Origin of the sequence: Kitasatospora sp. NPDC101155 (assembly GCF_044768305.1) — a bacterium.
Classification (GTDB): domain Bacteria; phylum Actinomycetota; class Actinomycetes; order Streptomycetales; family Streptomycetaceae; genus Kitasatospora.
Genome location: NZ_JBIWPN010000018.1, coordinates 59351 through 79317, shown reverse-complemented (window position 1 = coordinate 79317; position 19967 = coordinate 59351). Strand labels below are relative to the sequence as shown.

The window sequence follows — 19967 nt, the reverse complement described above, 5'->3', positions numbered from 1 at the left end:
GGGGGGCCGGGGGGGGGGGGGCGCGGGGGGGGGGGGGGCGGGGGGGGGGGGGGGGGGGGGGGGGGGGGGGCCCCCCCCCCCCCCTCGACAGGTGGTCCCCGTCGCGCCGGGCTCGTCGGGCGCGGGCCGACCCTGCCCGACGCGCCCGGGCGGGCTACTTCGGCCAGGCGGCGTCGATGTCGGCGGCGGTCTTCTGGATCGACTGCCCCTCGGCGAACCAGGCGGTCAGCGACTTCCACTCCTGCCCGGAGCCGACGGCCGCGGGCATCATGTCCGAGGCGTCGAACCGGAAGGTCGCACTCGGGTCGGTCAGCGCCTCCGCCGAGAGCTTGTCGATCGGGTCGGTGTACAGGCTCCTGTCCACGCCCTGGTTGGCCGAGACCCAGCCGGTCGCGGTCTTCACCCGGCTGCTCGCCCAGTCCGAGCTGGACAGGTAGTTCTGCACCGCCTGCACCTCGGGCTTGCCGGAGAAGGCGGCCAGGAACTCGCCGCCGCCCTCGACCGGGTTGGCGATCGACGGGTTCACCGCGGGCAGGTGGAAGGCGAAGACGTCGCCGTCCGGGCCGACCTTGGTGCCCTTGGGCCACTGCGCCTCGTAGAAGGAGGCCTGCTGGAGCATCGCGCACTTGCCGGTGAGGATCGGCGCGCCCGCGTCCTGGAAGGTGGTGGTGGCGATCGACTTGACGTCACCGTAACCGCCGTTGACCCAGGCCGGGTTCTGCATCCAGTCGGCGACGGTCTTCATCGCCGTGGTGATCTTCGCGTCGGAGAACTTCACCTGATGGCCCACCCACTGGTCGTACAGCTCGCCGCCGTAGCTGCCCAGCACCACCTCCTCCAGCCAGTCGGTGGCCGGCCAGCCGGTGGCAGTGCCGGAGGCGATGCCGCCGCACCAGGGCTTGGGGCCGCCGGCCTTGGCGATCCGGTCGCTGAGCGCCATCAGGTCCGCCCAGGTCTTCGGGACCTCGTAGCCGGCCGCCTTGAAGGCCTTCGGCGAGTACCAGACCAGCGACTTCATGTTGGCGCTCATCGGTGCCGCGTAGAAGGTGCCGTCGACCGAGCCGTAGGTCTTCCAGACCGGGCTCCACTTGTCCTGGTTGGCGACGGTCTGGGCGGGTGGCTTGACCACCTTGCCGCTCTTGACCATCTGCGCCAGCAGGCCGGGCTGCGGGATGATCGCGAGGTCCGGGGCGTTGCCGCCGGCCACCCGGACCGGCAGCTGGGACTCGAAGTCGTTGGACCCCTCGTAGCTGATCTTGATCCCGGTGCACTTGCCGAACTCGGACCAGGACTTCTCCAGGTTGTCCGACTCCGGGCTGAGGATGGAGGCGAACATCGTCACCGTGGTGCCCGAATGGCCCGCGTACGGCTGGTACTTGGCGCAGTCACCGGTCAGCGTCTGGGCCGCCGGGCCGCCGCCCCCCGAACCGCTGGAGCTGTTCGAGCAGGCCGCGGTCAGGGCCAGTGCCGCGAGCAGGACGGGTACGGAGGCCAGGCGGCGACGGGAACTCCTGGACGGCGCGGTCGGGTTGAGGGTCAATGCGGTCCTCCTCGCCAGGGCGTGCTGCCGAAGGTTGGCTGAACGACATCGCGCTGTACGGGAGATGGGCGTGCAGAGATCGCGGGCGAGCGGCGGGCCGAACCGGTTCGACGACGTTAACGCAGCCCTCGGCTGCCGCCAAGGTCCGTGGTCGACCTTCACGGACCGGTGCCCACACCGGTGCCCCGACCGCGACCACCGGAAACCGACGAACACCCCCGAGGAAGCCCGAAGGAAGCCCGGAGGGGCTCAGAGGGACCCGGGAGAAGTCCCGGGGACGCCGACGGCCCCGCCCGGAACCCCGGACGGGGCCGGCAGCCGCGACGAGCCGTCAGAACAGTCGGACGGGCAGCTCCAGCAGGCTGTTCACCACCAGCGACGGGCTCGGCCGCAGCTCGGCGTCCGGCACCGCCAGCGACAGCGCGGGGAAGCGCTCGAACAGCGCCGGCAGCGCGACCCCCGCCTCCAGCCGGGCCAGCGGCGAGCCCGGGCAGACGTGCGGGCCGTGGCCGAAGGACAGGTGCCGGGTCGGGTCCCGGGTGATGTCGAACAGCTCCGCCGTCACCCCGTGCTGCAGCGGGTCCCGACCGATCGCGTTGTACGAGACCAGCACCGGCTCGCCCGCCGGGATCACCACCCCGTCGACCTCGATGTCATCCGCCGCGAAGCGGAACAGGAAGTTGCTGGTCGGCGGCGTCCAGCGGAGCGACTCCTCGACCACCGCGTCCCAGGAGACCTTCCCCGCGCGCACCAGCTCCAGCTGGTCCGGGTGCGTCAGCAGCGCCCGCACCGCGTTGCCGATCAGGTTCACCGTGGTCTCGTGACCGGCCGCGATGATCACCCGCAGGGTGGCCGCCGCCTCCGCGTCGGTGAGTGCCCCGCCCTCGGTGTCCGCCGCCAGCAGCACGCTCGCCAGGTCCTCACCCGGGGCCGAACGGCGCTGTGCCACCAGGTCGTTGACGAAGGCGTTCAGCCCGGCGATGGTCGCCTGAATGCCGGCCGGATCGGGCTTGATGCCGAAGAACCGCTCGTACAGGTCGCGCAGCACCCCGTGGTCCGACTCCGGCACGCCCAGCAGCGAGCAGATCACCGTCATCGGCAGCGGGAAGGCGAAGGCCGTCTTGAGGTCGACCATCGGCTCGCCGGCCGCCAGGCCGTCCAGCAGCGCGTGGGTGATCTCCTCCACCCGCGGGCGCATCAGCTCGACCCGGCGCGGGGTGAAGGCCTGGGCGACCAGCGCCCGCAGCCGGCGGTGCTCGGCGCCGTCCGTGGTCACCATGCTCGGCCCCGGCACCGCCAGACCGATCAGCGGCCAGGTCCTCGGCACCTCGCCGCGCTGGTAAGCCGCCCAGTGCCCGGCGTCCTTCACCAGCCGGGCGTCGGTGAGCAGATCGCGCGCGGCCGCGTGCCGGGTCACCGCCCAGGCAGCCACACCGCCGGGCAGCACCACCGGCACCACCGGGCCGGCGGCCCGCAGCAGGGCGCCCTCGGCGGCGTTGTCGCGGGCCAGCGGGTCGAGGGCGATCGAGGCCGGGGCAGCGGTCATCGACGTCAACTCTCCTAAACATAGCGGGACTTGGACCGATTGTGCACGTCCTGTGGATCTTGGCTGGCCCGACGGAGATCCGCAAGACGTGCGCCAGGACACGCCCTCAGGCCGAGTGCCCCGGAGTGAACGAGACCGGCAGCGCGACCAGTCCGCGCACCCAGGCCGAGGGCCGCCACACCAGCGCGTGCTCGGCCACCGCCAGCCGCAGGTCCGGCAACCGGTCCAGCAGCACCTCGATCGCGGTGGTGGCGATCACCTCCGCCGCCTCCTGGGCCGGGAACGGGCAGCCGTGCTCGCCGTACGAGTAGCTCATGTGCGCCCGGTTGCCCTCCGCCGGACGACCGTCGGCCTGCCGCACCGACGGGTCCGCGTTGGCCCCGGCGAAACCGAGCAGCAGCATGTCCCCCTCGGCGATCCGCTGGCCGCCCAGCTGGGTGTCCCGCACCGCCCATCGGCCGGCGAAGATCTGCGTCGGGGTGTCCTCCCACAGCGCCTCGTTGAGCGCCTGGCTGATGCTGCGCCGACCGCCCGCCAGCGAGGCCGCGAAGCGCTCGTCGGTGAGCATCAGCCGCAGCGCGTTGGAGATCCAGTACGAACTCGGCTGGTGACCGGCGATCAGCAGCACCCGGAGGTCGCGCATCACCTCGTCGTGGGTCAGCCCCGCCGGGTGCTCCAGCATCCGCGAGGCCACGTCCGCGCCCGGGTGCTCGGTCTTCTCCTCCACCAACGCGAGCATCAGCTCCAGCAGCCGCTGGGCGCCGGCCGGCGCGTCCGCGCCGCCGTCCAGCATCGCCAGCAGCGCCGCGATCAGCTGCGGCGCCTGCTCCTCGTCCAGGCCCAGCACCCGGCACAGCACCAGCAGCGGCATCCGGTGCGCGTACTCGGCCACCAGGTCGGCCTCGCCGCGCCCGGCGAACTCGTCGATCAGCCGGTCGGCGATCTCCTCGGAGTGCTTGCGCAGCTCGTACGGGTCGATCCCGGCCAGCGCGTCGGTCACCGCGCGGGAGCGGCGCACGTGTTCCTCGCCCTCGGCGTACAGGATCGACGGCACCGGCGCCATCATCGGCTTCAGCGGCCAGTCGGCGGGCAGCGTCGCCCAGGCGTGCCAGCGGCTGGAGTCACGGCCGAACAGCTGCGGCTGGCCGGTGACCTGCTGCAGCTCGCGGTAGCCGATCACCAGCCAGGCGGGCACGCCGCCGGCCAGCTCGACCGGGGCGACCGGGCCGTGCGCGGCGCGCAGCTCGCGGTAGAGCTGGGCCGGGTCGGTCTGGAAGCGCGGCCCGTACAGCGGCGTGGCGCCGGCGTGCGCCGGGCAGCCCGGGGGCGGGGTGGCGGCGGGCTGGGTCACGGGGTGCTCTCCTCGTAGATCTGGATCACGGGGTGCTCTCCTCGTAGATCGCGTCGGATGCTCCGGCGAGGGCGGCCAGGTGGTGGACCAGGTCGATCAGCACCCGCTTGCCGGACTCGCGGTCGCGGGCGTCGCAGTCCACCAGCGGGACCTCGGCCGGCAGGTCCAGGGCCTCTCGGACCTGCTCCAGGGTGTGGGTGGGCTCGCCGAAGTTGTTGCGGGCGACGATGAACGGGGTGCCGTGGTGCTCCAGCCGGTCGATCGCGTACCAGGAGTCCTCCAGCCGCCGGGTGTCCACCAGGACGACCGCGCCCAGGGCGCCGCTGAACAGGCGGTCCCAGAGGAACCAGAAGCGCTCCTGCCCGGGCGCGCCGAACAGGTAGAGCACCTGGCGCTCGGACAGGGTGATCCGGCCGAAGTCGAAGGCGACCGTGGTGGAGCGCTTGCCCCAGGTGCCGGCCGGGTCGATGCCCTCCCCCGCCCGGGTCATCACCTCCTCGGTGTTCAGCGGGCGGATCTCGCTGACCGAGCCGACCAGGGTGGTCTTGCCCACCCCGAAGCCGCCGACCACGACGATCTTCAGCGCGTTGTCGGCGGTCGCCCGCAGCGGGGTGCGCGCCGCGGGCCGGGCGTCCTGGAGGTCAGAGCCGTTGGAGGCCATGCAGCACCTGCTTCAGCGTGTCGAGGTCGGGCAGCCGGGCCTTGTTCGGCGCGAACCTGGGGTGCCGGGCCGTGACCGCCCCGGACTCCAGCAGGTCGCCGAGCAGGATCCTCACCACCGAGACGGGCAGCGACAGCTCCGCCGCCACCTCCACGACGGCGGTCGGGGCCTCGCACATCCGCAGGATCCGGGCGTGCTCCGACTGCATCCCGGGTGTCGGCTCCCGCTCCGCGACGATCAGGGTGACCAGGTCGAAGGCGTTCTCCGGGGCGCGGCTGCGGCCCCCCGTGATGGTGTAGAGGCGGTCCGGGTCGTCGTCCCGGCCCGGCAGCACCGGCCCGCCGTTCATATCCCGACGCTCTCTTGTGTGGCGGCTTCCGTGCTACGCGCGGGCGCGTTGAGGTGGACGCCGATCTGCTCGATCAGGCCGTGCATGTTGTGACCGACCACGCCCACGTCCGCGTCGTCGTCCGTGACCACCGCGAGGTGCGCGCCCTCACCGGCCGCCACGATGCACAGGATGCCGCCGTGGAACTCGGTCATCGACTGCCGCACACCGCCGCTGCCGTCGCCGAACTCGATCGAGGCGCCGTGCGCCAGGCTCTGCAGACCGGAGGCGATCGCGGCCAGCTGGTCGGCCTGGTCGGCGCTCAGCCCGGCGGTGTGGCAGAGCTTGAGGCCGTCGGCGGAGAGAACCAGGGCGTGCCGGGTACCGGGGGTCGCCGCCAGCAGGTTTTCCAACAGCCAGTCGAGGTCGCGGTCGGTGGCGCTGCTCATCAGAAGTCCTTGTCAGTGACGGGGGAAGCGTCGGGCGTGGTGTCGGTGTCCGCGGTCGGCGTCGCCGCGGGTACGGGCGTGGCGGCCGGTGTCGGCACTGCGGCCGGTACAGGCACCGCCGGCTGGGCAGCCGGTACGGGCACCGCCGACTGGGCGGCCCGGCGGAAGGCGCCGAACCGGGCGGCGGCGCCCGCCGCGTCGTTCCGTACGGGCTTCGTGGCGGGAGCGGCCGCCGGGGTGGTGGTGGACAGCGTCTGCCCCCGCCGGCGCTGCGGCAGGCCGCTGTCGGTCATCCGGGCGGGCGCGGCCGGGGTCTGGGCGGGGACGGTGGGCGCCGGAACCACCGTGGCGGCCGGTACCGCGGCGGGTACCGCCGTCGGGGCGGCGCTCGGCGCGGCGGGCGCGGGCGGCAGCGAGGCGGGCGCCGGGCGGGCGGGGGTGAGCGCGGGGCGCGCGGACTCCACGGCCGGCGCGGGGGTCTGGACGGGCGCCGGGGCCTGGTGAGTGACCAGCTGCTGCGGAATCAGCATCACCACCCCGGTGCCGCCGCGCGCCGACGGCCGGAAGGAGATCTGCAGCCCGTGCTTGCGCGCCAGCATGCCGACCACCGCGAGGCCCAGCCGGGTACCGGCGGAGAGCGTGGTGAGGTCCTGCGGCTCGGCGGAGACGGCCCGTTCGGCGCGGCGCAGCCAACTGTCGCTCAGGCCCAGCCCGCTGTCCTCGACGGTGACCGCCAGACCGGCCGGCACCTCCTCGACGTAGACGTGCACCTCGGCCGGCGGGGCGGAGAAGTTGGTGGCGTTGTCCAGCAGTTCGGCCAGCGCGTGCATCACGCCCTCGGCCGCGTACCCGGCGACCGCGGCGGTGCTGGCGTTGTGCAGCCGCACCCGCTGGTAGGCGCCGATCCGACCGAGCGCGCCGCGCAGCACCGACTCCACCGCGATCGGCTTGGCCCAGCGGCGGCCCGAACGGGCCCCGGTGAGCACCGCGATGCTGTCCGCCATCCGGCCCGCCTGGGCGGTCGAGTGGTCCAGACGCAGCAGGTCGCCGAGGACCTCCTCGTCGTGCCGGTGCTGCATCTCGCGCAGCTCGGCGTGCATGCTCGTGGCCAGCGCCTGCACCCGACCGGCGGCGGTCGCGCAGACCGCGAGCGCGGCGGCCCGCAGCCGTTCGCCCCGGCCGATCTCCTCGCCGACGGTGCGCAGCAGCGCGTACTGGGGGTGCTTGCGGTGGCCGGCCAGCGCGCTGTCCACAGCCGCGCCCCCGCGGAGCTTCTTCACCACCTCGGGCAGCACGCCCTCGGCGATCCGGTCCAGCTCGGCGCGCTCGGCGGCGGCCCGCTCCCGGGCGGCCTCGGCCTCGGCCCGCTCGGCGTCCAGCTCGGCCCGCAGCCGGTCCAGCTCGGCGTTCGCGGCGGTGACGTCCGCCTCGGCGCGGGCCCGCTCGGCGCGGGCGGCGTCCCGTTCGGCCTGCGCGGCGGTGGCGCGCTCCTTGGCGGCCGCCTCGGCCTGCCGGGCGCTGCCGGCCACGACCAGCGCCGTCATCGTTTCCTGGTGCTGCTCCTCCACCGCCTCGGCGAGCCGGCGGGAGCGTTCGGCGCCGGACGCGGCCAGGCCGACCGCGATCAGCCAGAGCACCGCGACGGCGCCCACCGCGAGGGCGGTGAGCGGCTGGTGCGCACCCAGGGCCCGGCTGACGCCGACCGGTGCGGCGACCAGGGCCAGCAGGACGGCGGCCGCCGTGAGGGCGACGGTGCGCGGCGCGGGACGGCGGCGCGGTCGACCGTCGGGGCTGGTGGCTTCTCTCATCGGGGCGGTCCTCGGCAACGTCGGCGGGCGGCGGCGCGGGCGGCGGATCGGCGACGGTTGCGGCCGCCGACAGCGGGTCGAGCGCATACGAGGCCGCCCGGCGACGTCGTGAAACGTCTCCGGGCGGCTGATCCGTTCACGCTTTCGGCCGATCATATCGATTCAGACATTGGCCTCAAGCCGCCAGTTGACGGTCAATCTCCTTCATTCACGCCTCGTACACCGGTCCGCGACACGACCGACGCCCCACCGCGGGCCCCACCGGGGCCGGGCTCAGGCCAGTTCGGCCTCCACCGCCCGCCGTACGGCCGCAGCCGCGCCGCAGTCCCTTCGCCTCCTGCCGCGCGGCAACCACCACCTGCCGCACCGCGTCGGTGAAACGCTCGAACATCGCTCAGCCTCCGTCCTGGTCGCCCCGGGTGGTGCGCTTCGCATACTTCTTGTGCACCGCCTGCCTGGTCACTCCGAGGCAGACCGCGATGTCCTGCCAGGACCAGCCCTGCGACCGGGCGTTGCCCACCTGCAGGGACTCCAGGCGGTCCGCCAGATCACGCAGGGCGCGGACCGCCCGGAGCCCCACGGCCGGGTCACGACTACCCGCGGCGGCCGCGAGCTCTCCACTCTCGCTCATGCCGTCAACTTTGGTTGACAGTTTCGAGGATGTCAACCCTGGTTGACGAATGCGGAACTCACCCGAACCGCCGCGCCAACGCCTCCTCGAAGGTCCCCCGACCCACCGCCCGCTCCGGTGCCGTGAGCCCGCCCGCCCGCAGCGCCCGTCCCACCGCGCCCGGCACCCGCAGCGGCAGCAGCACGCGCCGTCGGCCCGCCGCCCGCAGGTACGCCTCGGCCAGCTCCCGGTACGACCGCGCCTGCGGCCCGCCCACCTCCGGCGCGAACCCGGCCGGCTCCTCCCCCACCAGCTGCGCGACGCACGCCGCCACCTCCCGGACGTCCACCGGCTGGATCCGGGTGCCGGTCACCACCGGGAACACCGGCAGCTTCGCGCTCACCCCGAAGGCCTTGAACAGCAGGTCGTGGAACTGCGTCGCCCGCAGCACCGTCCACCCCAGCCCCGACTCCCGCACCACCCGCTCACAGGCGAGCTTCGCCTTGTAGTACGCGATCGGCACCCGGTCGATCCCCACGATCGACACGTACACCAGGTGCCGCACCCCGGCCTGCCGGACCTCCGCCACCAGCCGCTCGACCCCGGCCGCGTCCTGCTTCCCCTGTGTGGTCGCGCAGTCCACCACCGTCTCGACCCCGGCGACCGCCTCCGCAATCCCGGCCCCGGTCACCAGGTCCCCCACCACCCACTCGACCCCGTCACCCCCGCCCCGCGCCCGCCGGCTCAGCCCCCGCACCGCCACCCCGCGCGCGACCAGCAGCCGCACCACCTCCCGCCCCAGCGTCCCCGTCGCCCCGGTCACCAGCACCGTCCCCGTCACCACACCGCTCCTCTCGGGAAAAGCCGTCACCCCCTACGGACCGGACACCGCCCGCATCCGTGACATCGGCATCCCCGGGAACGCGAAAAAGCGGGGCGAGGACCGTGAAGTCCTCGCCCCGCTTCAGTGATTCACCCCACCGAGGTGAACACCGGGATCGTACTGGCGCAGAGCACTTATTCCTGGCCTGCGCTATTCCTCGACATCCGGCGGGCGATCAGGGAACGCACGTAGCCTCAGCTGGGGTGTCCGATGGTCGGCGAGCCACCGCATCCGCTTGTCGCCCGCCGCAAGACCGGCGCGGGCGGTCCGGGCCCACTCCTCCCCGTCAAGCACCGACAGGTAGGTCGCCCGGAGCGCTTCCCGCTGCTCCATCGTGCATCCCGCAGTCTCGGGAGATCTCGTGGTGAGGTAGTGGGTGAGCCACGCTACGCCGTAATAGCGCTCGATGGTCGGGCTGAGCGCACCCACATGACGAGCATGAGCTTCGAGGACCGCTGCCGAGTGAGGGTAGTGGGCGAGGGTCAGTCCCATCCCCCCGCAGTCGCTCATCAGCTGCAGCAGCAGACCGGTGTGGTCGACCATCTCGCTGTCAGTGGCCAGGTCGGCGAGCGCCTCATGGAGTCTGGCTGCTGTCGCGACCTTGCCAGCGAAGTAGCCGTTGAGGAAGTCGCCGTCGCAGGCTCTGCGAAGCAGCCATGGTCGGGCAGTTGGGCTGTCGAGTCTGCAGAGGGCTTCAACGACGTAGACGCGCCCCCAGCCGGTCACTCGCTCGGCAAGCCAGAGCAGGGCATCGACTCCTCCCGGCTGACGCTCAAGGGCGTGCGCCGCCAGTGGACCGAAGCGGTTGGAGAGCAGTCCGATGGTCTGGATCAGCAGGATGTCGTCCGCCGTGCCCACCGCGGCAAGCAAGGCGAGCCCGGCAGTGACCGAACACCGATCGGTCCCGTGTCGAACGAGCCATCGTCCGGCCTGCCGAACACGGTCACCGTCTGCCCGATGGGCAGCAGCAGCAATGTCGTCATTGGGATGGATCGGCATGTAGACGTCGTGGAAGGCGTCGGCCAACGCGCTCGGCAGCGCGAGCGGCTGGGCAAAATGCTCATCCAGGATGCGAGCGGCACCGGCACCTTCGGTGCGTCGGTTTTCCGGCGGTTTCGGCCGGGGTTGACGACGGTGCAGTCCGTCGTCCGGATAGGGCTCGCCATCGCGCGGGAGTGGCTTGCCGGGTGCCTGTTGATGCAGCTGCAGCGCGTAGTCGAACAGGCTTGTCTGTGGTTCGGGCAGTCCAGGCCCGGGAGCTGCGCTCACCAGCGGACGGTGGACTCGATTCTCTTGATCATGCCCCAGAGCCTGCCACGACAGCACTCACCGCAACAAGCCCTTATCCGCCAGCGTCGTGTCATTCGACGCGACACTCAGGAGTCCAGACGCCCAGGGCAGTGGAGTCGATCCAGCCCATGACCTGGGCTATTCGTCACCACGGAAGATCTTGTACTCAGAGTTCATGAGGTCCCAGAAGGACCGGTAGCGGATGGCTCCCGGCAGCCAATGCGCGAGGTACCAGGCCTCCCACTCTCCCTCTGGCGTGACGACGCGAGGGTTGAGCAGGTAGACGTCCGTAGCGTTCGGGGTGTGGCTGATCTCGAGCGCGTCCGTAAGGTACTCGGTACGGATGGCACAACAGTCCTGCTCGTCGCCGTAGACGAAGTACTCCTCGTCGGGCACCTGGATCGACTCGCCGGTCTCAATCCAGGGGTCGATCAGATCCGGGTCGACGTCCCTCGCCCAGCCAACCTCCTGTGCTGGCAGGAGCCGCTTGATCCAGGTGGTCGTGTCCCGCCATCCGTTGCTGGTATGCAGGAACTGCCGGTAGCTAGGAGGTAGCGCGACACCGAGACGCTCCTCAACCGCCGCGACCTCATCCGAGACGGCACCTGCAGCTCCCAGCCAACGGGCAGCCCGCACGTCTGGCGGGAAAGGCTCGGATCGCTCCTGCTCGTGCAGGATCGGATCCAACCACTCGTCACTCCATCTCTGAAGCAGGTCTCGCCACGGGTAGACAGGCTCATGTGAATGGCTCTCCGGGATCAGCACGGCCGAAGGCTACGGGATCCGACCGACAATCCCCATCGGAGGCACCAGCGTCGACGCGAGCGGCGAGGTAGCCGGTCCAGTCACGCCTGACGAGTCTGACCCATCGGACGGCGGTAGTGATGTGGATACCAAGCAGGTCGGCAAGAACAGCAGCCGGTAGGTCGCCGGCCAGTGCGCACAAAGCGCCGTTGCGAGCTGGACGTACCCGGATACCGAGTTGATTGAGCTTGAGTGTGAGTCGTCCGTGGTCCATTACGCCTCCGGGGCCGGTGCCGGGGAAGAACAGCTGACTATCCAAGGCCAGTCCGCGCAGGGCGAAGCGGCTGGTGACCGGCTCGGCAGCGAGTCGTTGGAATAGGTCAGCCAGCGGCGTCGGGAGAAGCATGGGGTTCTGCTCAAGGGTCAGGTAGGTGTGCGCTCCCTTCCTGGTGAGCTGCGAACGAGTGATCCTGACGATGTGCTGGGGAACTTGGCCGTAGAGGAGGACGAGGTTCCCGGCGACCCGCAGTTGCAGCGGGATCTCGTCGTTGCTCAGGCATTGCCGTAGCAGTTGCCAGCGGTGGTCGTCGGTGAGGATTTCGTCGGGATCTTCTCGGCTCCCAAGCCAAGGAACGGTGAGTTCGGCAGCGAGCCGCCGACTGTGGGCCCAAAGGAGGAAGTCTCGAAGGCGGTAATGCGTGGTAGTTCCGCCGTCCAGCCAGGCGTCAACATGTGCCTGGGTCGCTGTCCCCAGAGTGAGGTTGCACCCGTCGAGCCAGGTCAGGAAGTTGATCGCGATGAGGATACGGGCCCGTGCGTATTTTCGAACGCTCGGGGTGGATTCGTGATGCTGACTGCGGCTGCGTGCCCGCCTCAGTACCGACCATGAGGCGTAGGGGCGGATGAGCCGGGCGATATGCGCGGGTTGCTTGGCCAGCCTGGCTTCCAGCCAGGAGGGAACGCTGTCGAGGTACTCGTCACGGTCGGGAGAATCCCGGAGGCCATCAGCGCGCGTCGCAAATAGTGGACGTGTTGCCGGGCCGGAAGGTCGTCGAGGACCGCGTGGGTGATCTCTTCGTGCTCGCGGGCGAGGCGACCGAGCAGGCTCAGCCACTCGGCGCGATAGAGCAGCAGCAGGACCTGGTAAGCGTCGGGCTCGGTGCTAAGGAGAGCGAGGAGGGGTTCGAGCTGGGGCCGGACCTGTCCGTTCTGGTCGGACAGAAGGCTCCGCAGGCGCCGCTCGACAACGCAACGTGGGCACTGTCTGTCGGCGAAAAGGGCGTCGAAGCGGCCGCAGCGCGTGCAGATCCACTCGCGGGCGTCGCCGGCGCACGGCCCGCAGACTTTCTGTCCGGAGGCGTCAAGACCGATGAGCGGGCGGCGTTCCGCGCACTGGGCACAGGCTGCCGGGCGGTGTCGGATCTTGGTGTGGCACGGGCCGCAGACATTGCCGAGAGGAAGGCGGGAATGGATCCGCCGTTCCTTGTTGCACAATGCGCAGAGCTTTCGGGGTCGACCGCGCCCGCGGCAAGACCCACACCGCGGCTGGCCCGTCGCCAGCCCGTCTCGGCAACGCCGCTGCTGTCCGCAGTCGCTACAGACGAGCACAGGTGGAACCCAACAGCGTTCGCACAGCCTGGCGCCCGTCGCCCTGTCTCGGCGGACACTCGATTGGCTCCGACCGCAGTGTGCGCACTCGACTACACGGGCGAGGTGGTAGCAACGTGAGCACAGGGGTCCGTTGTCAGTGTTCGCGTGGACTGGCATATGGCGGCCGCATGAGCAGCATGGCCGAGGGGGACGCGGTAGACAGGCTTGGCACATTGGACTTCCGTCCCGTCGTGCAGCCACTCGTCTTGTCTTACCGCAGACGGAACAATCCTCCCAGAGGGAGGTGTCTCGCTGGAGGCATGTCTGGCAGACCGGTTGCCCGTCGGTGTCTCGCCGGGCGACTCGCCGGAGTTCGCCGCAGCGTGTGCACGTGCGAAGGTGGTTTTGGCTGTAGCAGAAAGCGCAGAAGCGGCCATCCTCCGCTAGATGCCGGAGGGCCTTCTCCCGGGCACAGGCGACACAGCGGGCGCGTCGGACACTCGAATGGTCAGCAGCCAAGGACTCCAGCAACCGTAGCCGGGAGGCCGGGCCATCCGACCTCCCCGAGATGAGGGCGTCAGGATGCGTCTGGAGGTAGACCAGCAACTCATCGGCACCTGCGCGACGGACCCGCAATTCGTCTAGCCGCGCCCCGAGATAGCCGGTGTCAGCCGCAGGCAGGAGGGTGTGCAGGGTGTCGACAAGGGCAGTCCGGGTCTCCGCCGGGATGCTCACAGTCCCTCCGGGCGACGAATGGAGGTACGGCGGATCTCCGGCGCTGCATTGACCGGCGCGGCGGTGCCCGTCTTCCGCAGCTGCTGGTGAACCACGGTGATTTCGATCAAGTCCTGCACCTGGCAGTCCAGGATGTCGCAGAGCGCCGCAAGGGTATCCATGGACATGCGCTGTGGTGGCTGGGTGACCATGCGGAAGACCTGCTCCCGGGAGAGGTGGACACCGCGCTCGGCGAGCAGGGGGACCAGGTCCGTCGTGGCGAACATGCCGTGCTCGGCCATGACCTGACGCAGGTGCCAGTGGTAGCCCATCTTGCGGATCACGATGCACCCCACAGGTTGCCCTGCCGCTCCAGCGAACGCTTCAGCAGACGATTTCTGCACTCGTCGCCGACCCCGGTGTAGAGCGCAGTCGTAGAGGCATACTCATGGCCGACCTGGTCCTGGACGAACCGCTCGGGGTAGTCGAACTCGATCAAGTGTGTGACATACGAGTGGCGCAGGCAATGCAGGTCCAGCTCTGCTGGAAGGCCAGCGGCGTCTCGCGCATCCACGAACGCCTCGTTGACCGACCGGCGCGAGAGGCGATCACAGCGCTCGGTCACCCACAAGGCCGGCAGCTTCCCCGGATTGAACAGCGAGCGGGCCTCGTCCAGCCACTGGTCAAGGACCGGAACGATCCAGTCCATCTCCGGCACTGTCAGCACGGTACGCCGCTTGGGCTGGCTCCCGCGAGAAGACTTGCCCCAGCGCACGAACAACGCCCCGAAGCGGCCGTACTGAGTGGCCTTTGGGTTGTGTCGAAGGTCCGTCAGGTCCAGCCCCCATGCCTCCCGCCGCCGCAGCCCGAACGCATAGACCGTCTTGAGCAGCGCGGCGTCTCTCATCGCGGCGAGGGCCCCCTTGCGGCCCCGATCTCGAATCTCCTGCACCCGTCCGTCCGCCGCATCGAACAGGGCCTGGACCTCGTCGTAGGTCAACGGACGCCGACGCGGGTCTCCCTCGTAGTCCGTGACGTGCGCGACGGTGTTCCACTCATGCAGGATCTGCGTCGGGACCTGACCGAACTCCCCTTCGCAAACGTGCTGCCACCCATAGCGGGCATCAGTGACGTACTCCATGAACAACCGCAGCGTGTTCTGGTAGCCGCGCGCCGTCGAGACCACGATCGGGCGCGGTTGAGAACGCAGGTGATCAATGAAGGCCTCCACCTCGGCCGCCTGCCACTGCCATGGGTACTCGTTGGTGTAAGCCGCGAATCGCTTCACCAGTTCGATTCGTGCCTGAATAGTCGTCGCCTTCAGGAACCGGGTCCGCTGCTGCACCGCCCAGCCTTCAATCATCGCTCTGAACACAGCCGGCGGCGGGTCGAGGTGTACGACACCCGAGACCATCACCAACGACGCCGCCCCAGGCAGGTTTGCCGTTCTCGTCACGATGCATTCAACGCAACATCGATGCATCGGTTACGCCCGAGCTCATAGCGATGCAGGCCAGCAACGACGGAGAGGGGACCGCCCACTGGGCGGTCCCCTCTCCTACCTGCAGGTCAGCGACCTCAGCGACTAATGCTCAGTGATGCATCAGAAGCAACTCCGCTCGTTTTCAGCTGCAGCCGCTGGTGGAGCCGCAGCCCTCGCAGAGGTAGCAGCTGCCGGCGCGGCGCATCTTGGTGCCGCAGGAGAAGCAGAGCGGCGCGTCGGCGTTGAGGCCGAGCTGGATCTCCATCAGCTCCGTGGAGTTGTGGGCCTGCTTCGGAGCCGCCTTGGGCGCCTCGACGACCGGGACCGGCTTGGCGGCGGCCACCGGGGCGGACTGGGCCAGCGACTCGGTGTCGATCTCCTCGGCCTCCAGCGGCTCGTAGGAGCCCGTCTCCAGGTGGCGCGTGCGCTCCTCGACGGAGTGGATGCCGAGCGCCGAGCGGGTCTCGAACGGCAGGAAGTCCAGCGCCAGGCGGCGGAAGATGTAGTCGACGATCGACTGGGCCATCCGCACGTCCGGGTCGTCGGTCAGACCGGCCGGCTCGAAGCGCATGTTGGTGAACTTCGAGACGTAGGTCTCCAGCGGCACGCCGTACTGCAGGCCGACCGAGACGGCGATGGAGAAGGCGTCCATCATGCCCGCGAGGGTCGAGCCCTGCTTGGACATCTTCAGGAAGACCTCGCCGAGGCCGTCGTCCGGGTAGGAGTTGGCGGTCATGTAGCCCTCGGCGCCACCGACCGTGAAGGAGGTGGTGATGCCCGGGCGGCCCTTGGGCAGGCGCTTGCGGACCGGGCGGTACTCGACGACCTTCTCGACCACGGCGGCCGGGGTCTCCTCGGCCTTGACCTCGGAGTCCTTCTTCTTGGCCGAGAGCGGCTGGCCGACCTTACAGTTGTCACGGTAGATGGCGAGCGCCTTGACGCCCATCTTCCACGCCTCGAAGTAGATCTCCTCGATCTCCTCGATGGTGGCGGTCTCCGGCATGTTCACCGTCTTGGAGATGGCGCCGGAGATCCACGGCTGGATCGCGGCCATCATCCGCACGTGGCCCATGGCCGAGATGACGCGCTCGCCCATCGCGCAGTCGAAGACCTCGTAGTGCTCGGTCTTCAGGCCCGGCGCGTCCACCACGTTGCCGTGCTCGGCGATGTGGGCGACGATCGCCTCGATCTGCTCGTCCTGGTAGCCGAGGCGCTTGAGGGCGCGCGGGACGGTGCCGTTGACGATCTGCATCGAGCCGCCGCCGACGAGCTTCTTGAACTTGACCAGGGCGAGGTCGGGCTCGACGCCGGTGGTGTCGCAGTCCATCATCAGGCCGATGGTGCCGGTGGGGGCGAGCACCGAGGCCTGGGCGTTGCGGAAACCGTTCTGCGCACCGATGCGCAGCACGTCCTGCCAGGACTTGTTGGCCGCGAGCCAGACCGGGGCGTCCAGGTCGTCGAAGGAGACGGCGTCCAGCGAGGCGTCGGCGTGCTGCTTCATGACCTGCTGGTGGGCGGCCGCGTTGCGGGCGTAGCCGTCGTACGGGCCGACCACACCGGCGAGTTCGGCGCCACGGCGGTAGGCGGTGCCGGTCATCAGCGAGGTGATGGCGCCGGCCAGGGCGCGGCCGCCCTCGCTGTCGTAGGCGTGGCCGGTGGCCATCAGCAGGGCGCCGAGGTTGGCGTAGCCGATGCCGAGCTGGCGGAAGGCGCGGGTGGTCTCGCCGATCTTCTCGGTCGGGAAGTCGGCGAAGCAGATGGAGATGTCCATCGCGGTGATGACCAGCTCGACGACCTTGGCGAAGGTCTGGGCGTCGAACGAGTCGTCGTCGCGCAGGAACTTCATCAGGTTCAGCGAGGCCAGGTTGCAGCTGGAGTTGTCCAGGTGCATGTACTCCGAGCACGGGTTGGAGGCGTTGATGCGGCCGGACTCGGGGCAGGTGTGCCAGCGGTTGATGGTGGTGTCGTACTGGATCCCGGGGTCGGCGCAGGCCCAGGCGGCCTCGGCCATCTTGCGGAACAGCTTCTTGGCGTCGACGGTCTCAATGACCTCGCCGGTCATCCGGGCGCGCAGGCCGAATTCGGTGCCGTTCTCGACGGCGGTCATGAATTCGTCGTTGACGCGGACCGAGTTGTTGGCGTTCTGGTACTGGACGGACGCGATGTCGTCGCCGCCGAGGTCCATGTCGAAGCCCGCGTCGCGCAGGGCGCGGATCTTCTCCTCCTCCTTCACCTTGGTCTCGATGAAGGCCTCGACGTCCGGGTGGTCGACGTCCAGCACGACCATCTTGGCCGCGCGGCGGGTGGCGCCGCCGGACTTGATGGTGCCGGCCGAGGCGTCGGCGCCGCGCATGAAGGAGACCGGGCCGGAGGCGTTGCCGCCGGAGGAGAGCAGTTCCTTGGAGGAGCGGATGCGGGAGAGGTTGAGGCCGGCGCCGGAGCCGCCCTTGAAGATCATGCCCTCTTCCTTGTACCAGTCGAGGATCGACTCCATGGAGTCGTCGACGGACAGGATGAAGCAGGCGCTGACCTGCTGGGGCTGCTTGGTGCCGACGTTGAACCAGACCGGCGAGTTGAAGCTGAACACCTGGTGGAGGAGGGCGTGGGTCAGCTCGTGCTCGAAGACGTCGGCGTCGTCCTTGGTGGCGAAGTAGCCGTGCTTCTCGCCGGCCGCGCGGTAGGTGAGGACCACGCGGTCGATGATCTGCTTGAGGCTCCACTCGCGCTGCGGGGTGCCGACGGCGCCGCGGAAGTACTTGGACGTGACGATGTTGACGGCGTTGACCGACCAGAAGTCGGGGAACTCGACACCGCGCTGCTCGAAGTTGATCGAGCCGTCGCGCCAGTTGGTCATGACGACGTCCCGCCGCTCCCAGCGGACCTCGTCGTAGGGGTGCACGCCAGGGGTGGTGTAGATGCGCTCCATCCGGAGACCGCCCTTCGGGGCCTTGGCGCCCTTGGCCACGGCCTTCTCGGACTTCGACCCGCGTGCGGAACCGCTCGTGGTGTCTGTCACTTCTCGCTCCTCCTCCTGGGCAAACGCCCGAAGTGCCCCGAAAAATCCGGGCACCGCTGGTTCGTTCTTCCGGTGTGCGGGCAGGCGGAGACCTCGCCCGCTTACGCACGGTTTGTAGTGTTCTGTGCCCCGTTTTCGGGCACGCGTGGGCCCCGTGGGGCCATGTGGTGCTGGCTGGAGGGCCCTCGTGGGGCCCGGCGCCGCCTAGGGCGCGGTGGCGGGAACGGGCACGGGGGTGCCGTCCGCCTCGGGGACGGGCCGCTCGGCGCGGAGTTCCGCGATGGCGGCCTCGAAGTCTTCGAGTCCGTCGTACGCCTGGTACACGCTGGCGAAGCGCAGGTAGGCGACCACGTCGAGTTCCTTGAGCGGGCCGAGTATGGCCAGCCCGACGTCGTGGGTGGTCAGCTCGGCGTTGCCGCTGGCGCGCACGCACTCCTCGACCCGCTGGCCGAGCTGGGCGAGGGCGTCCTCGGTGACCGGGCGGCCCTGGCAGGCCTTGCGGACGCCGGTGATGACCTTCTGCCGGGAGAACGGCTCGGTGACGCCGCTGCGCTTGATGACCATGAGCGCGGCCGTCTCCACGGTAGTGAAACGGCGGCCACAGTCCGGGCACTGTCGACGACGGCGGATGCAGCTGCCGTCCTCGGTGGTCCGACTGTCGACAACGCGGCTGTCGGAGTGCCGGCAGAAGGGGCAGTGCACCTGGGGATCCCTCCCTGGCAGGACGTGCGGACTTGTCGAGTCTAAGCGATGCGCCCCCGGCCTCGGCAAGCTGATCATGCGACGCGACCACTAGTACTGGGCACGGAGAGGACTCTAGCCACTACATGTAGGCCTCAGGGGGAAGTGACACCCCTGGCGTGTCGGCGCCGATTAGACTTCCGGAGCCGACATCCAGTCGAACATTTACTCGATGTACAACAAAGCCTTGATCGAGTCAGCCAACTCCCGAATAATTCACTCGAACGTGTGTTTGGCGCAACCTTTCGATAGGAGGTGCGTTGGGCTGGAAAAGGGAGAGGACAGCCGTCGAGAGGGGCCGCCGTGAACACCATCGAAACCAACACCATCCCGGTGCAGGAACACTCCCAGTTCAAGGTGGGGCAGCGCACCACGAATCAGCAGAGTGTGGACATCAGCATGGACCGTAGCGAAGACCACCGCCTCTCCGGCGCGGCCCTTTCCACCGTGAGCCGCGTTCCCGACCAGCCGATCGAACACTCCTCCGCCATGGACGAAACCCACCCCTCCCCCGCCCGCGCGATGCCCGGACGCCCCCCCGGCATCCGCACCGACGAGGCCGGCCTCACCGAGCGCCAGCGCCGGGTGATCGAGGTCATCCGCGACTCCGTCCAGCGCCGCGGCTACCCGCCATCCATGCGCGAGATCGGCCAGGCCGTCGGCCTGTCCAGCACCTCCTCCGTGGCCCACCAGCTGATGGCCCTGGAGCGCAAGGGCTTCCTCCGCCGGGACCCGCACCGCCCGCGCGCCTACGAGGTCCGCGGCGTCGAGGTGGCCCGCCCCAACACCGCCGAGACGGCCGGCCGCCCGTCCACCTCCTACGTGCCGCTGGTCGGCCGGATCGCCGCCGGCGGTCCGATCCTGGCCGAGCAGACGGTCGAGGACGTCTTCCCGCTGCCCCGCCAGCTGGTCGGCGAGGGCGAGCTGTTCGCGCTCACCGTGCGCGGCGACTCGATGATCGAGGCGGCCATCTGCGACGGCGACTGGGTCACCGTGCGCCGCCAGCCGGTCGCCGAGAACGGCGACATCGTGGCCGCGATGATCGACGGCGAGGCCACCGTCAAGCGGCTCAAGCGCGAGGACGGCCGAATCTGGCTGATGCCGCACAACCCGGCGTACGAGCCGATCAACGGCGACAACGCGACCATCCTGGGCAAGGTCGTCGCAGTCCTGCGCCGCCTCTGAGGCGCTCCCGGGCCCGGAACGGGAAGGG

At 70.0% G+C, this 19967-nt stretch carries 17 protein-coding genes; 2 read left to right on the top strand and 15 right to left on the bottom strand.

Annotated features, from left to right (window positions below):
- Window positions 1-154: 154 nt before the first annotated feature.
- The 11 genes from ACIRYZ_RS25935 to ACIRYZ_RS25885 all read right to left on the bottom strand — a co-directional run bounded on the left by ACIRYZ_RS25935 (window position 155) and on the right by ACIRYZ_RS25885 (window position 11231).
- Window positions 155-1540: an ABC transporter substrate-binding protein gene (locus ACIRYZ_RS25935; RefSeq protein WP_402948262.1), complete on the bottom strand. Its 1386-nt coding sequence runs from the start codon at window positions 1538-1540 to the stop codon at window positions 155-157.
- A gap of 331 nt (window positions 1541-1871) precedes the next feature.
- Window positions 1872-3086: a cytochrome P450 gene (locus tag ACIRYZ_RS25930; RefSeq protein ID WP_402948260.1), complete on the bottom strand. Its 1215-nt coding sequence runs from the start codon at window positions 3084-3086 to the stop codon at window positions 1872-1874.
- A 106-nt stretch (window positions 3087-3192) separates the two neighbouring features.
- Window positions 3193-4437, bottom strand: coding sequence for a cytochrome P450 (locus tag ACIRYZ_RS25925; protein ID WP_402948258.1), 1245 nt, complete (start codon window positions 4435-4437; stop codon window positions 3193-3195).
- A gap of 25 nt (window positions 4438-4462) precedes the next feature.
- Window positions 4463-5098: a GTP-binding protein gene (locus tag ACIRYZ_RS25920; protein WP_402948255.1), complete on the bottom strand. Its 636-nt coding sequence runs from the start codon at window positions 5096-5098 to the stop codon at window positions 4463-4465.
- A complete protein-coding gene (locus ACIRYZ_RS25915; protein ID WP_402948253.1) occupies window positions 5079-5447 on the bottom strand; it encodes a DUF742 domain-containing protein in 369 nt (122 codons plus the stop codon). Before ACIRYZ_RS25915 ends, ACIRYZ_RS25920 begins: the two co-directional genes overlap by 20 nt.
- Entirely contained in the window at window positions 5444-5875 is a 432-nt protein-coding gene (locus ACIRYZ_RS25910; protein ID WP_402948250.1) for a roadblock/LC7 domain-containing protein, read from the bottom strand. Before ACIRYZ_RS25910 ends, ACIRYZ_RS25915 begins: the two co-directional genes overlap by 4 nt.
- Window positions 5875-7683 (bottom strand): sensor histidine kinase, encoded by a 1809-nt coding sequence (locus ACIRYZ_RS25905; protein WP_402948248.1) that lies wholly within the window; start codon window positions 7681-7683, stop codon window positions 5875-5877. The genes ACIRYZ_RS25910 and ACIRYZ_RS25905 overlap by 1 nt, the downstream gene beginning before the upstream one ends.
- 394 nt (window positions 7684-8077) lie before the next feature.
- The gene (locus tag ACIRYZ_RS25900; RefSeq protein ID WP_402948245.1) at window positions 8078-8314 is read right to left on the bottom strand and encodes an RNA polymerase subunit sigma-70; all 237 of its coding nucleotides are present in this window, start codon (window positions 8312-8314) and stop codon (window positions 8078-8080) included.
- 58 nt (window positions 8315-8372) lie between these two features.
- Window positions 8373-9134, bottom strand: coding sequence for an SDR family oxidoreductase (locus ACIRYZ_RS25895; protein WP_402948243.1), 762 nt, complete (start codon window positions 9132-9134; stop codon window positions 8373-8375).
- Between the two features lie 192 nt (window positions 9135-9326).
- Window positions 9327-10445, bottom strand: coding sequence for a hypothetical protein (locus tag ACIRYZ_RS25890; protein WP_402948240.1), 1119 nt, complete (start codon window positions 10443-10445; stop codon window positions 9327-9329).
- A gap of 159 nt (window positions 10446-10604) precedes the next feature.
- Complete coding sequence (locus ACIRYZ_RS25885; RefSeq protein ID WP_402948237.1) at window positions 10605-11231, bottom strand: SMI1/KNR4 family protein; 627 nt, start codon at window positions 11229-11231, stop codon at window positions 10605-10607.
- Window positions 11232-12272: 1041 nt separating this feature from the next.
- On the opposite strand from ACIRYZ_RS25885, the gene ACIRYZ_RS25880 reads away from it, so the two are divergent.
- Entirely contained in the window at window positions 12273-12938 is a 666-nt protein-coding gene (locus ACIRYZ_RS25880; RefSeq protein WP_402948235.1) for a hypothetical protein, read from the top strand.
- Window positions 12939-13531: 593 nt separating this feature from the next.
- On the opposite strand, the gene ACIRYZ_RS25875 is transcribed toward ACIRYZ_RS25880, so the two are convergent.
- The 4 genes from ACIRYZ_RS25875 to nrdR all read right to left on the bottom strand — a co-directional run bounded on the left by ACIRYZ_RS25875 (window position 13532) and on the right by nrdR (window position 18715).
- Window positions 13532-13858, bottom strand: coding sequence for a helix-turn-helix domain-containing protein (locus ACIRYZ_RS25875; protein WP_402948233.1), 327 nt, complete (start codon window positions 13856-13858; stop codon window positions 13532-13534).
- Window positions 13855-14928 (bottom strand): tyrosine-type recombinase/integrase, encoded by a 1074-nt coding sequence (locus tag ACIRYZ_RS25870; protein ID WP_402948390.1) that lies wholly within the window; start codon window positions 14926-14928, stop codon window positions 13855-13857. Before ACIRYZ_RS25870 ends, ACIRYZ_RS25875 begins: the two co-directional genes overlap by 4 nt.
- A gap of 211 nt (window positions 14929-15139) precedes the next feature.
- The gene (locus tag ACIRYZ_RS25865; RefSeq protein WP_402948230.1) at window positions 15140-18013 is read right to left on the bottom strand and encodes a vitamin B12-dependent ribonucleotide reductase; all 2874 of its coding nucleotides are present in this window, start codon (window positions 18011-18013) and stop codon (window positions 15140-15142) included.
- 204 nt (window positions 18014-18217) lie between these two features.
- A complete protein-coding gene (gene nrdR, locus ACIRYZ_RS25860) occupies window positions 18218-18715 on the bottom strand; it encodes a transcriptional regulator NrdR (protein WP_380611943.1) in 498 nt (165 codons plus the stop codon).
- A gap of 528 nt (window positions 18716-19243) precedes the next feature.
- On the opposite strand from nrdR, the gene lexA reads away from it, so the two are divergent.
- Window positions 19244-19939, top strand: coding sequence for a transcriptional repressor LexA (gene lexA / locus ACIRYZ_RS25855; protein WP_387626928.1), 696 nt, complete (start codon window positions 19244-19246; stop codon window positions 19937-19939).
- The last annotated feature ends 28 nt before the right edge of the window (window positions 19940-19967 follow it).

Bases quoted from the DNA above. Each gene is read 5' to 3' on its own strand.
- ACIRYZ_RS25930 (WP_402948260.1), bottom strand. From the start codon at position 3,086: ATGACCGCTGCCCCGGCCTCGATCGCCCTCGACCCGCTGGCCCGCGAC.
- ACIRYZ_RS25920 (WP_402948255.1), bottom strand. From the start codon at position 5,098: ATGGCCTCCAACGGCTCTGACCTCCAGGACGCCCGGCCCGCGGCGCGC.
- ACIRYZ_RS25915 (WP_402948253.1), bottom strand. From the start codon at position 5,447: ATGAACGGCGGGCCGGTGCTGCCGGGCCGGGACGACGACCCGGACCGC.
- ACIRYZ_RS25910 (WP_402948250.1), bottom strand. From the start codon at position 5,875: ATGAGCAGCGCCACCGACCGCGACCTCGACTGGCTGTTGGAAAACCTG.
- ACIRYZ_RS25905 (WP_402948248.1), bottom strand. From the start codon at position 7,683: ATGAGAGAAGCCACCAGCCCCGACGGTCGACCGCGCCGCCGTCCCGCG.
- ACIRYZ_RS25900 (WP_402948245.1), bottom strand. From the start codon at position 8,314: ATGAGCGAGAGTGGAGAGCTCGCGGCCGCCGCGGGTAGTCGTGACCCG.
- ACIRYZ_RS25870 (WP_402948390.1), bottom strand. From the start codon at position 14,928: ATGGTCTCGGGTGTCGTACACCTCGACCCGCCGCCGGCTGTGTTCAGA.
- lexA (WP_387626928.1), top strand. From the start codon at position 19,244: ATGGACGAAACCCACCCCTCCCCCGCCCGCGCGATGCCCGGACGCCCC.